We start from the raw sequence: 13,190 nt of genomic DNA, 5'->3' as shown, positions 1-13,190 counted from the left end.
CGCTTCTATTTCCATATTCCCAAATTCCGAATCAATTCCAATGCTTCTTCTACTGAATCAGCCAACACGTTCAAGTGCCCCATTTTTCGTTTCGCTTGCGCTTCTTTCTTACCATATAAGTGCAGCTTACTCGACGTCGGAAGCTTGTCCACATTCTGAAGGATCGCATCGAGATGCTCTCCTAGAATATTGACCATGACGACTGGTGTAAGCAGCTTCGTACTGCCAAGCGGCAAATTGCAGATACAACGAACATGCTGTTCAAATTGAGAAGTAACACAGGCATCCATTGTATAATGGCCGGAGTTATGCGGTCTAGGTGCTAATTCGTTTACATATAGTTTGCCATCATCCGTTAGAAACATCTCTACGGCAATCAGTCCGACTACATTCAGCTTCCCGGCCAGTTCTTCCGCTATTTGACGCGCCCTCTCCGTTACCTCAGACGAAATAGGAGCGGGAACCAGCGAAAGATGCAAAATATTATTCACATGAATGTTCTGCGCGACCGGAAATGACGCAACTTCCCCCGACAGATTACGGGCCGCGATCACTGACAGCTCCATCTGGAAGCGAACAAACTTCTCCACAATCAGTTCCGTTCCCCATTGATGAAGAGTTTCATAAGCCTCTTCAATCTCGCTTGCATCTCGAATGACAAATTGTCCCTTGCCGTCATACCCGCCAGTAGCGGTCTTCATCACGACAGGAAGCCCGAACTCCTCTGTCGCTTGCTTCACATCCTCAAGAGATTGGACCTGACGGAATGGCGCCACAGGGATTCCTAAGGCTTCTATTGTTGATTTTTCACGAATCCGATGCTGAGTAATTCGCAGCAGCTGGCTTCCCTGCGGAACAAAAGAATTTGTCTCCAGCACTTCCGCTACTCGCGCGTCGACATTCTCAAATTCATACGTTATAACATCACTCAGCTTGGCTAGTTGCTTCGCTGCTTCTACATCATCAAAACTTGCTGTGATCTGCTGATCAGAAACCTGTGCGCTGGGTGAATCCGGTGTCGGGTCCAAGGTTACAAATCGATACCCCATTGCCCGCCCTGACAACGCAATCATTCTCCCCAACTGCCCGCCGCCTAACAATCCAATCGTTGCACCTGGTCGAATGATTTTCATGATAGTTGGCTATCCTCCATTACACTCTGACGAATGGCAGCCCGTCTTTGGACAAGACGATCTTGAATCTCAGGATTTTGCAGACCAAGAATCTGTGCAGCCAAGAGACCGGCATTGATCGCTCCAGCTTTTCCAATAGCGACTGTTGCGACAGGAACGCCACCAGGCATCTGAACAATCGATAAAAGCGAATCAAGCCCATTCAGGTTCGAAGATTTGACAGGAACACCGATGACAGGAAGCTCCGTTTTGGCAGCTACCATCCCAGGTAGGTGGGCCGCACCGCCAGCTCCCGCAATAATGACTGCAAGACCGCGGCTTTTAGCCGTTTCCGCGTATTCAAACATTAGATCAGGTGTCCGATGAGCAGAAACCACCTTTTTCTCATAAGGAACCTGCAATTCCTCCAAAATGTGACAAGCTTCTTTCATGGTTTCCCAGTCTGATGTGCTTCCCATAATCACGCCGACCAAAGGATGATTCATCACTAAGCTGCCCCTCTCTTTACTTCACCGTTTCGTTACTTCAAGGTTCAGTTTAGCAAGAGGAAAGAAGGAATGTCAACCTATTTCCGAACGTTACATGAATACAATTAATTAATCATTCGTGTTTATTTTGTGTGCACCTTGCCCTTCCCATCCGTTACCCATTGAAAAGCCTGCTTTTCCTGATCAACCTTCAATTGCAGCCAGTATTGGAAGTAAGGCTTAGCGCTTGCACCTGTCACATGAGTGAACGCCTCGATCACATCATTACCGGTTGCGTTCTTATATTGGTGATTGCTGCAGTAATATCGTAATGCCTCGTTGATCACGTCTTCCCCCCATGCTTTCCTCAACTCCCAAAGCATGGTGGCTCCCCTCGAGTACACCAGATCGCTGTAGCTTTTCCAATCCGGAAATTTATCGACGCTTTGCCATGCCACAATACCTCGTGAGGTATAGGAATCAGCTAGGTGTCCAAGCGTCGTTCTTCGCATAATATATGGCGCCGCCAGCTTTTGATTATATTGGGTAAGGAACGCCATCGCTGCATAATCCGTCAAACTCTCATCTACCCAGGCTTCGCGGATCTCATCACTGCCAACCATCCCGTAAAACCATTGATGGGCGGTTTCATGCGCTACCACTGCCGCTCCGTATCCATTCGGCTCTTGAAAATACCGATCCTGGATAAACACGACACCGGGATACTCCATACCACCGAAGAATCCTCCGGTGCGCACGACATCATATTCCCGGTACGGATATGCGCCAAAGGAGTTACTATAGTAGCGCAAAGATTTTTGAGCGACATCGTGCAGCTGTTGAACTGCCGCTTGATCATCATCCTGTCGATACCAGGTGTTCACCAGTGTATCTCCAACCTTGGACGTTAAGCTATGGTAGCTGCTGTCCATCACGGCGACCGCAAAATCTCGAATGTTGACCCCTTGAATATCGTACAGCCTAACTCCTTTTGGTTTGGTTTCTGTGATGACTGCCTGGCTTTCAAGACCGCTTGTCGCCACCTGATACTCCTTGGGAACGCGAATTTGCACGTCAAAGTCCGCTACCTCGCTGAAGAACGGATCACCGATTGGATAATAATCATCCAGTCTCCAGCCTGCCGCTTCCTTCACAGCGAGAATCGGAAGCCAATTGCCTAACCAGATGGCGTGATCATCGTAAGAAAGGCGACCATTATTTTTGGGTACTTTTAGTTCAAAGGAAAGTCGAACATGCGTGAGCTGATTCTGGTTCGCTTTTTTGGGAAAGGGAACCTCCAGAATCGTATTATGTACCTGGAACGCAACGGATTGGTTATTGACCCAAACCTCTTGAATATCGATCTGACCCGGGATTCGATCGTCTCCTAACTCATACCGCCAATTTGGCTGGGAAAGCTCGGATCGTTCTCGAAACGCGTTGGGATACAGATGAAAATAAACTTTGGACGTGTCCACTGCCGGAAACTCAACCGAGAGCGTACCAGATACGACATGTTTGTCTGGATCAACTTGCGCATTCACTTGATATTTGGTTGACGACTGGAATTCTTTTATTGGTTTTTGGGCGCTACCCTTTGCCTGTGTTTGAATGGTATCTGCTTGAATGGGCATCGGGCTCCACGTTCCCCAGACAATCAGTTCAAGCAATACGAACACAATCACCAAATTGCGCGTTACGCTCCATTTTTTCATGGTTATGCCCCCCGTTACCTTGTCCCACTCATATTACAGGATATGCCTAAAGGAAAAAAGCTAATCCCTTTTATTTACAGGATTAGCTTTGATTATTTATTGTGTTCTATGCGTTCGATCTTCTATTCGCGGAGCCAGCCGAAGAATGCCAGGAAGATGAAGAACAGCACATACATCACTGGATGAACTTCTTTTGCTTGTCCTTTGAAGATTTTGGTGATTGGATACACAATGAAACCAGCCGCGATACCAGATGCGATACTGAAGGTTAAAGGCATCATCAGAACAGTCAAGAATGCCGGCAACGCTTCTTCCATTTGGTCCCAAGCGATTTTAGTCATGTGAGAAGCCATCAACACACCGACAATGACAAGCGCAGGAGCCGTTACCGCAGATGTTACAACCGATAAAACCGGAGAGATGAACAAGGCAAGGATGAACATTAAACCAGTAACAACGGAAGCAAAACCAGAACGACCACCAGCCGCTACCCCTGCTGTCGATTCGATATAACTAGTTGTAGTTGATGTACCCAGAATAGAACCGCAAAGACCGGCGATAGCGTCAGACGCCAAGGCTTGACCAGCGCGTGGTAGTTTGCCATCTTTCAAAAGACCAGCTTGACTCGCTACACCAATCAACGTTCCAGTTGCGTCGAAGAAGTCTACGAACAAGAAGGTAAAGATAACAATCAGCATCTTCGCAGAGAACATGGTTCCCATATCGCTAAGGTAAGGGAATGCCGCTCCAAATGTAGGAGCCAAGCTAGGCGGTGCAGAGAAAATCTTTGTTGGCAATTCAACCAAGCCAAAGATCATTCCGACCACTGCCGTAACAAGCATCCCGATAAAGATTGCCGCGTTGAACTTGCGAGACATCAGAATTGCAGTAACCACTAAACCAAACACTGCAAGAAGCGCATTCTTCGCAGCAAGAATTTCTTCAGGCTTCATCCCATCATGGAAGCTCAAATGACCAAGTGCCACGAACGTCGCTTCGTTCCCTACGATGATACCTGCATTTTTCAAACCGATAAAGGCGATAAACAAACCGATACCTGCAGATGTCGCATATTTCAGACCTTGCGGAATAGAGTTAATAATCGCTTCACGAACCCCTGTTAAAGACAAAATCAAGAAGATGGAACAAGATACGAATACCCCCGCTAACGCCTGTTGCCAAGGAACACCCATTGTCAGTACAACCGTGAAGGTAAAGAACGCGTTCAAGCCCATACCAGGCGCTTGCGCGATTGGAAGGCGACCCACGATCCCCATTACCAATGTACCGATTGCTGCTGCAAGCGCAGTTGCTGTAAATACAGCGTCAAACGGTGGATAATGACCGGCCTTTAAATTTGCTGGCAAATCAGCGCCACTTAACATGAATGGGTTAACAGCCAGGATGTATGCCATTGCCAAAAACGTTGTAATACCCGCGATAATTTCTTTACGGTAGCTCGTACCCAGCTTGTCGAATTCAAAATACTTTCGCACTTGCTAGTTCCCCCTAATGATTATTATGATGTGAGGCAAAAAACAAAAAGGTCGAGGTCTGTGTGGCTACAGATACCTCGACTCGGAAAGGAACGTTCGGAAAATAGCAATAAAACGAAAGATGATTTCACTTTTCACGTTAGTTCCGTCCGTAGTCAGGTATTCACGGTAACCTGGTAGAAACTCCCCAGCCAAATTCCAGGGATTATACGAACCATAACCTTATTCTTTTTTACTTCACAACGAAAGTTTAACAAGAATTTTGTCGAATGTCAACACAAAAACCGAACGTTCAGGTTTCGTTTTTAAAAATCATCCGTATTTATTGAAAAAGCACCTGTTACTCCATACTTTCTTCGAGTAACAGGTGCTTTCTCTCTATTTAATAATTCCTATTCCCACTCAATCGTTGCAGGTGGTTTAGAGGTTACATCGTACACAACGCGGTTTACGTTATCAACTTCATTGACGATACGAGTGGAGATTTTCTCCAGTACGTCCCACGGAATTCTAGCCCAGTCCGCTGTCATCCCATCGATGGAAGTAACCGCGCGAATCCCTACTGTGTAAGAATATGTGCGAACGTCGCCCATTACCCCTACGCTCTTCATACCAGGCAATGCGGTGAAATACTGCCAAATCTCACGGTCTAAACCTGCATTTTTAATCTCTTCGCGAAGGATTGCATCGGATTCCCGAACAATTTCGAGTTTTTCTTCCGTAACTTCACCCAAAACGCGGATCGCAAGCCCTGGACCTGGGAAAGGCTGTCTCCACACGATCTCGTCTGGCAATCCAAGTTCGGATCCCAATTTGCGAACTTCGTCTTTGAACAACGTTTTCAGCGGTTCAATCAGTGTGAAGTTCATATCTTCCGGCAGACCGCCTACATTGTGGTGAGACTTGATCGTATGAGCGGTATCCGTACCACTCTCAACAATGTCCGTGTAAAGCGTTCCTTGAGCCAGGAAGTCCATACCCTTCAGCTGCTTGGCCTCTTCATCAAATACGTAGATGAACTCGTTACCGATGATTTTACGTTTTTGCTCCGGATCAGAGACACCGCTCAGCTTGTCCATGAAGCGTTTGCGTGCATCAATTTTCAGCACTTTCATGTCAAACTTGCCGACGAAAGTTTCCATAACACCCTCTGCTTCACCTTTACGAAGCAACCCGTGATCCACAAACATACAAGTCAACTGATCGCCGATCGCACGGTGAATGAGTGCCGCCACTACGGAAGAATCCACTCCGCCGCTCAATGCGCACAAAACATGCTTGTCTCCCACGATTTGACGGATGTTCGCCACTTCTTCCTCAATGAAGCTGGACATGCTCCAATCTCCGCTGCAGCCGCACACCTTGAATAAGAAGTTTCCGATGAATTCGTTGCCTCGAACGGTATGACGCACCTCTGGGTGGAACTGTACGCCAAAAAGCTTGCGATCTCGATGGCTCATCGCCGCAACTGGGCAAGATTCGCTGGTCGCATCAATAATAAACCCTTCCGGAAGCTGAACAACTTTATCGGAGTGGCTCATCCATACTACTTCATTATTCTCCAGGTCGTGATACAACTCGTGTGGTTGTTGAATGTTAATCTCCGCTTTACCGTATTCACGTTTACCGGCTCTTTCCACTTTACCCGCAAGGCTATGCGTCATTAATTGCATCCCATAGCAAATCCCAAGAATCGGCAATCCCAATTCGAAGATAGCTGGATCCACTTTTGGCGCGCCTTCTTCATATACGCTCGCCGGACCGCCAGAGAAAATAATCCCTTTTGGCTGCATTTCCTTAATCTTCTCCACAGAGGTATTGTAAGGAAGCAACTCGCTGTAAACACCCAGATCACGCACACGTCTGGCGATTAACTGATTGTATTGGCCTCCAAAATCAAGTACGACAACTAATTCTACCGGTTTCTCCATGTGTACCCTCCTTATTCACTTCATAGATATAGTAGCAAAACTAACCTGCTGAATCAAAAACAAAACGGTCATGCCCGTTTTTCACAGAAAAAAGGAACTGCTCCCCTTGAGTATGCGAGGGTACAGTCCCAGTTAATTATACGCAGATTTTTCACGTACCTCTGGCTGCTAACCCCGTAGTCGCTCAATTTACGGTCGAGCGGTAGATACTTTCAGGCCATATTCCTGACATTATACGAGAGTTCTTGCTATCGAGCAAATTCTAGCAGACAAAAGGTAAATGTTCAAGGTTTCATTTGTTGTGAGAGGCGATCCATAATTTTATTCGCAATGGTTCGAGACTTTTCTTCCAGCTCCTTATAGCCGTAGTGAATTTGTTCATACAAGTTTGTCAAATACCAGAGGTCCTGACGTACATCCCCCGGTACAGACAAGCGTCTCACATATTCACGAAGTGTCTCTCCTTCACGCCGATTCATCAAAACTCGTTCATATAAGGCTAAAAGCTTTCCGTACTTCTCAACAAAGCGATCCTCTGAGTATGTCGCGATCTGCTTGCGAATCCACCAGACCAGTAATTGATTTCTTCGCTTCCAAGCGATCACTGAGCCAGCGAGAAGTATGACACCTAGGATCCATGCATATTTGCCTGTAACTTTTTTCCCACCCGTCGCCGTATTCTCATCTTCCTCCAACTTGTTGAGGCGGTCTTTGTTTTGTTCTTGAGGTTTATTAGCTTGGGTGTTATTGACGGCGGGTTGCTGCTCGGGAGCCGAATTCAGATCATAGTTAACGCGAACTGGCGAAACGAACGAGGTCGTTGCTTCAAATGGAATCCAGCCGACTTCAGGAAAATAAACCTCCGCCCACGAATGGGCATCCTTGTTGCGGACTTCAATCAGCTTCCTGCCATCTTCGATTTGACCCACTTCCGTTCCAGGAGCGAAGCCCTTTACCCATCTAGCTGGAATCCCAATCGTCCGAAGCATGACAACCATAGAGGACGAGAAGTGATCGCAGTATCCCCTTTTGGTTTCAAACAAGAACTGATCGACAAAATCCTGACCTTCCGTTGGCACAGGTACATCCCGAATTTCGTACTTGTAATCTCCGCTTCGCAAAAAGGTTTCGATCGCAACTGCCTTCTCATAAGGAGTTTTAGCAGATTCAGTCACCTTGAGCGCCAGCTCTTTAATCCTTGGCGGCAGATTTTCAGGAAGCTGCAAGTAATGCTCTTTAATGGAAGACGGGTATCGGCTAGGCAATTCCAGCATCTTTTTCTCGCTTAGAACGGGCACTTCCGCTTGTTCTTCGTAGTTAAGCATTTTCAGCTGAGTAGGATTCGGAATTTCCACCGTCTTTGGAAAAGCACTCGATGCTGGGTTGCTGCTTTGGGTAACCGAGACAACTCCCTCGTGCGTCTGTATATGCTTGTTGGTCACATCATATTGGATTGTTGCGTTTTGTGGAGTCAAGCTTGTTGTGCGAAGTAACTGACCCGGATAAAATATGGTCGGGTATTGTTCTCCATTCGTAAACCTCAACCTGGCGTCAACCTTTTTGGTCTCCACGTTTTCAAACAACTTGTCACGCCACTCATACGTCCCAGGGTTTAGGATCGACTCGTATTCAACCTCACCCTTTTTCCACCCTTTGCCCGTATAAATGTCTTTGGAATCCCCGCGCCAATAATATTTTTCGTTGGTTTCCGCCATAAAAACCAAGCTCTCATCCTGAATGAATGGACCACCCAATGTCGTGTCGTTGTTGTCATAGCCGACCTTTTTGAGCGTTCCTTTTCCATCGTTCGCTTGGGACGTGAAATACGAAATCGGATCCGGCCAACTTGCATCCGCCTTGGGAGCCGAATAAGCGACACCAACTGTGAAACTGATAATCAACAGTGGGGCAATCAGTGACTTCCAGTACGTCAATTTGCTTTGACCAGGGCCAGCTAGCTTTTCCATGGCCGAAAAATGAAGAACAGCCAACATAATAAACCCGACAATCAGCGACCGGATAATGCCCGCGTCCGCATCGTAAGGCATAAATGTATCGAGCGTCGCCAGATAAGCTTCCGTCATAAAGACAAACCAAAGCCCCTGTCGTTGCTGCAAAACGAGATACGATAAAATCGAGATCAGAACCAATAGGAGAAGATAAAACAACAAACTTCTCGTAACCGGTGACATCGCCAACCACTGCTGTGAATATAGCAAGGGAATGTCATGGATCAATCGCTCATACGTCTCTCGCAGCCACTCCATCTTGAAAAATGATGTTTCAAAAAACGTCTGATGCAGCATCCACAAGCCAAAGCCCATTTTCAGCAGGAATCCCAACCAGCGCCACTCGAAAAGCATATCAATCAGCAGGACGCCAGCCGTCAACAGTAGAAATGGGGTCGCTTCACTCGTATCCGTCAATATCGGGAGGGGCAGCAACCATTCCCTCAACAATAAAAACAGGAAGATCGCGGCCAACCAATCCATTACTTTTACTCTGCGAAAAAACTGTAACGTTCCGATCATGTTACGCACCTCCGATCTGTTTTAGTTCTTCATACTCATGGAGGTGTATGGAACTGCACTCAACCTTGGCTGCCTTTAGCATTTGCAGTGCCTGCTTGTCTTCTTCTTTCATACGGGTGGAGTAAACCCAGAAAAGGTGGAGCTTCTTTCCCGTTGCAGCCAGATCCAGCAGAACAGCGACAAATCGTTTGTTCAATGAAGGAGTGATCAACGCCAGGGTAGACCCAAGAGGGAACTCCAGCGCTTCCCTGCTTATAACCTGGGCAAACTCCATTTCTCCTTCAGGCATAACCCTAGCCAACTGATCGAATATCCGAAAGAAATGCGTTTGTGTATTCCCCACAGGAATCACGGTTCGTTCGTTCTGGTTACTCACAAATCCAAACGGAAACTGCCTGCGACTCGCAAAATAAACCAAACTTGCCGTCAGCTTAACAGCCATCTCAAACAACTGAGTATCCTTGGCCGGATAGCCAGATTTATTCACATCCAAAAAGAAAACGATCTGATTCATTGCCTGATGCTCAAATTCCTTGGTTTTCAGCCCCATTCCACGAGCTGAGGCGCGCCAATGAATTTGGCTCAATCGGTCCCCCCGCTGATAATCCCTCACTCCTCGAACGGCAGACACATCATCCGAGCGTTTGTTAGGCACCTGAACATTTCCACTCATACGCCCATCTCCAGTCGGCCAATGGGTTATTTGGCGGTGCGAAGGGTAGACCAGAAAATCATTATATAGAGGGAAGGCTTTCACGCGTTGAATAAACCCAAAAAAGTCACCCGCCGTAATTTCACAGCCTTCTAATCGGTAATAGCCACGTGGCAATGAAGGAATCATATAGGTCAGTTGCACTTCTCTTTTAAACCATGGAAAAAATAGCTGCCGATGTGGCTCATAGTAGCTGGCTAACTTATCTGGAAGAGACTCAACAACCAGATTCCACCCAAGCGGAAACCAGATCTTGCGCCGAATCCGGATCGTGACCACCACGTCTTCGCCATCCTGCAATCGCTCTCTGTCAATTTCTCGGGTGACTTGCAGGGTAGCAAACATCAGCACATAGGCCAACAACTCATAGGCGAAAAATGATAAACAGCTATAGAAAAGAAACCAGCTGGCGAATCCCCCTTGGAATTTGGCAAATGCATAGGTGATCGCTAATAGCCCGATGACTTTTACTTTTCCGTATTTGCGTTTTTTCATCTAGTTCACCGCCCTTTAGCTGATCGGGACTCGGGTCTCCTGAAGCACACTAGTAATCACACGATCAACTGTAGCTCCCTCAAGCCGCGCTTCCGGCTTCAAAATAATCCGATGGGTAAACGTAACCGCTACGAGTTCTTTCACATCATCAGGAATGACATAATCACGTCCACGCACAAAAGCGAGAGCCTGCGCCGCGCGACACAACGCCAACGATCCACGCGGACTGACGCCTAAATAAACACTGTGATGATTCCGTGTTTTTTGACAAAGACGGACGATATAATCCTTGATTCCTTCCGTAAGCCTCACATTGGAAACTTCGAGTTGTAACTGTTGGATATCTTCTACCGTCACGACAGGCCGAATTTCTTCAATCGGCTTATTGGCGATATAACGCGTCAACATCGTTACTTCTTCCGATTCTGTCGGATACCCTAAATGTAATTGCAAAAGAAAACGATCTAATTGCGCTTCAGGAAGCGGAAACGTTCCTTCATATTCTAAAGGATTCTGGGTAGCCATCACGAAGAAAGGCTCCGCTAACTGATTGGTCACTCCATCTACGGTGACCGAATGCTCCTCCATCGCTTCAAGTAAAGCAGCTTGGGTTTTAGGCGATGTACGGTTTATTTCATCCGCTAGCACAACATGTCCAAAAATCGGTCCCGGTCTAAATTCGAATTCCAGCGTTTTTTGGTTGAATATGGAGACCCCTGTTACATCCGTAGGAAGTAAATCAGGAGTAAATTGAATACGCTTAAAATTTCCTCCAATTGAACGAGCCAACGCGCGAACGAGCATCGTTTTCCCAACGCCAGGTACGTCTTCCAATAAAACATGCCCTCTTGCCAATAACGCGACAATACTTAATTCAATCACGTTTTTCTTGCCGATCAGTACTTTCTCGATATTTTGAATAAGAGCTTCAATTGCTTTGTGAGGATGTTCAAGTTTGATTACGCTCATATTAACGTCTCCTATCTGTCTTCCTGGCCTAGAAGGCACGGAGTGATTACTTCTTAAATTAATCGATAAATAAAGGGAAAAACAAGAAAATAATTATAAAACTTAGTAAAATTAAAATATACTGACAAATAGAACAACTCTATTTTCTCATCATTTCATTTTACAAAATTTACATGCGTGTGTCAAAAGCTACCAAATAGAAAGGGTCTGCACGCATGCAAACCCTTATTTTCTCAGTGCAACCCTCACCTGGTGTGAAACTCAATCCCTATGTAAGGTCTCTGCTTCATTCAATTTGTATACGCCAATATTATACCTTTCTTACTTGGCAGGTACAAATCCTATATTTCCCTCATAGAATCGTTCAAACTCCCCTTAAAACGCAAAAAAATCCTTGATTACAAGGATTTACTATTTAAGCATATGGTGCGGGTGGAGGGACTTGAACCCCCACGGTCGCCCGCCAGATCCTAAGTCTGGTGCGTCTGCCAATTCCGCCACACCCGCATATTTAGCTTGAACGATTACATGGTGAGCCATGAAGGACTCGAACCTTCGACCCTCTGATTAAAAGTCAGATGCTCTACCAACTGAGCTAATGGCTCGTACTGAAAATGGCTGGGGTACCAGGATTCGAACCTGGGAATGACGGAGTCAAAGTCCGTTGCCTTACCGCTTGGCTATACCCCAATAAAAATGGTGCCGGCGATAGGACTTGAACCCACAACCCCCTGATTACAAGTCAGGTGCTCTACCAATTGAGCTACACCGGCACATAAACGTATTGTTTTATGGTGGCTCGGGACGGAATCGAACCGCCGACACGAGGATTTTCAGTCCTCTGCTCTACCGACTGAGCTACCGAGCCATGATAAATATTTTCATGCCATTTTAATATGTTAGTTAAAATGGCGGAGCTGACGGGACTCGAACCCGCGACCTCCGGTGTGACAGACCGGCGTGAACTCCAACTTCACCACAGCTCCAAAAAATTAAAATATGGTGGAGGCTGACGGGATCGAACCGCCGACCCTCTGCTTGTAAGGCAGATGCTCTCCCAGCTGAGCTAAGCCTCCATTTTGTTACACTTTTCAGCTAAAATGATGGTGACCCGTAGGGGATTCGAACCCCTGTATGACAGCGTGAAAGGCTGCTGTGTTAAACCGCTTCACCAACGGGCCATTCTTATATGGTGCGGTCGGCGAGACTCGAACTCGCACGGGTCGCCCCGCCACCCCCTCAAGATGGTGTGTCTGCCAATTCCACCACGACCGCAAAAGAAAAAACATTACATTTATTATAATAATGGTAGCGGTGGAGGGAGTCGAACCCCCGACCTTTCGGGTATGAACCGAACGCTCTAGCCAGCTAAGCTACACCGCCAAGATATAAAAGATAGGTATTGCATTACAATGGCGGAGAGTGAGGGATTCGAACCCTCGCTACGCTTGCGCATACTAACGGTTTAGCAAACCGTCCCCTTCGGCCTCTTGGGTAACTCTCCATTATGGCTCCTCAGGACGGACTCGAACCGCCAGCCTACCGGTTAACAGCCGGTTGCTCCACCATTGAGCTACTGAGGAATATAGAAGATACTTTTGTACCTTCAAAACTGGATACACTCGATATGCTAAGAGATTATAACGTGGATAAGTCCTCGACCGATTAGTATTCGTCAGCTCCATGCGTTGCCGCACTTCCACACCGAACCTATCAACCTCATCGTCTATGAGGGGTCTTA

At 46.8% G+C, this 13,190-nt stretch carries 8 protein-coding genes, 12 tRNA genes, 1 rRNA gene and 2 riboswitches; all 21 genes read right to left on the bottom strand.

Annotated features, from left to right (window positions below):
* Positions 1–5: 5 nt before the first annotated feature.
* Positions 6–1,133, bottom strand: a complete 1,128-nt coding sequence (gene purK / locus ACQCN2_RS17635; protein ID WP_426930254.1) for a 5-(carboxyamino)imidazole ribonucleotide synthase — start codon at positions 1,131–1,133, stop codon at positions 6–8.
* Positions 1,130–1,618, bottom strand: a complete 489-nt coding sequence (purE, locus tag ACQCN2_RS17630) for a 5-(carboxyamino)imidazole ribonucleotide mutase (RefSeq protein ID WP_426930253.1) — start codon at positions 1,616–1,618, stop codon at positions 1,130–1,132. The genes purK and purE overlap by 4 nt, the downstream gene beginning before the upstream one ends.
* 125 nt (positions 1,619–1,743) lie before the next feature.
* Positions 1,744–3,315: a M1 family metallopeptidase gene (locus ACQCN2_RS17625; RefSeq protein ID WP_426930252.1), complete on the bottom strand. Its 1,572-nt coding sequence runs from the start codon at positions 3,313–3,315 to the stop codon at positions 1,744–1,746.
* Between the two features lie 122 nt (positions 3,316–3,437).
* Complete coding sequence (locus tag ACQCN2_RS17620) at positions 3,438–4,811, bottom strand: NCS2 family permease (RefSeq protein ID WP_426930251.1); 1,374 nt, start codon at positions 4,809–4,811, stop codon at positions 3,438–3,440.
* Between the two features lie 132 nt (positions 4,812–4,943).
* Positions 4,944–5,044: riboswitch (purine riboswitch) on the bottom strand.
* Positions 5,045–5,203: 159 nt separating this feature from the next.
* Entirely contained in the window at positions 5,204–6,742 is a 1,539-nt protein-coding gene (gene guaA / locus ACQCN2_RS17615) for a glutamine-hydrolyzing GMP synthase (protein ID WP_426930250.1), read from the bottom strand.
* A 157-nt stretch (positions 6,743–6,899) separates the two neighbouring features.
* A riboswitch (purine riboswitch) is annotated at positions 6,900–7,001 on the bottom strand.
* Positions 7,002–7,026: 25 nt separating this feature from the next.
* Entirely contained in the window at positions 7,027–9,273 is a 2,247-nt protein-coding gene (locus ACQCN2_RS17610; protein WP_426930249.1) for a DUF4129 domain-containing transglutaminase family protein, read from the bottom strand.
* Position 9,274: 1 nt separating this feature from the next.
* The gene (locus tag ACQCN2_RS17605; protein WP_426930248.1) at positions 9,275–10,480 is read right to left on the bottom strand and encodes a DUF58 domain-containing protein; all 1,206 of its coding nucleotides are present in this window, start codon (positions 10,478–10,480) and stop codon (positions 9,275–9,277) included.
* Between the two features lie 15 nt (positions 10,481–10,495).
* A complete protein-coding gene (locus ACQCN2_RS17600) occupies positions 10,496–11,449 on the bottom strand; it encodes an AAA family ATPase (protein WP_426930247.1) in 954 nt (317 codons plus the stop codon).
* Positions 11,450–11,873: 424 nt separating this feature from the next.
* Positions 11,874–11,956: transfer RNA gene (locus ACQCN2_RS17595), tRNA-Leu, on the bottom strand.
* 22 nt (positions 11,957–11,978) lie between these two features.
* A tRNA-Lys gene (locus ACQCN2_RS17590) sits at positions 11,979–12,054 on the bottom strand.
* Between the two features lie 10 nt (positions 12,055–12,064).
* Positions 12,065–12,139 (bottom strand) — tRNA-Gln (locus ACQCN2_RS17585).
* Between the two features lie 7 nt (positions 12,140–12,146).
* Positions 12,147–12,222: transfer RNA gene (locus ACQCN2_RS17580), tRNA-Thr, on the bottom strand.
* Between the two features lie 19 nt (positions 12,223–12,241).
* Positions 12,242–12,317 (bottom strand) — tRNA-Phe (locus ACQCN2_RS17575).
* A gap of 41 nt (positions 12,318–12,358) precedes the next feature.
* Positions 12,359–12,435 (bottom strand) — tRNA-Asp (locus tag ACQCN2_RS17570).
* A 14-nt stretch (positions 12,436–12,449) separates the two neighbouring features.
* Positions 12,450–12,525: transfer RNA gene (locus ACQCN2_RS17565), tRNA-Val, on the bottom strand.
* 28 nt (positions 12,526–12,553) lie between these two features.
* Positions 12,554–12,630, bottom strand: a tRNA-Glu gene (locus tag ACQCN2_RS17560).
* 9 nt (positions 12,631–12,639) lie between these two features.
* Positions 12,640–12,724, bottom strand: a tRNA-Leu gene (locus ACQCN2_RS17555).
* A 31-nt stretch (positions 12,725–12,755) separates the two neighbouring features.
* A tRNA-Met gene (locus tag ACQCN2_RS17550) sits at positions 12,756–12,832 on the bottom strand.
* 30 nt (positions 12,833–12,862) lie between these two features.
* A tRNA-Ser gene (locus ACQCN2_RS17545) sits at positions 12,863–12,953 on the bottom strand.
* A 4-nt stretch (positions 12,954–12,957) separates the two neighbouring features.
* Positions 12,958–13,032, bottom strand: a tRNA-Asn gene (locus tag ACQCN2_RS17540).
* 62 nt (positions 13,033–13,094) lie between these two features.
* Positions 13,095–13,190 (bottom strand): 23S ribosomal RNA (locus ACQCN2_RS17535); the annotation flags it as partial.

Origin of the sequence: Brevibacillus ginsengisoli, from assembly GCF_050113715.1 — a bacterium.
Lineage (GTDB): Bacteria > Bacillota > Bacilli > Brevibacillales > Brevibacillaceae > Brevibacillus_H > Brevibacillus_H ginsengisoli.
The sequence above is the reverse complement of the archived record's forward strand: the minus strand, read 5'-3'. Positions and strand labels throughout refer to the sequence as shown.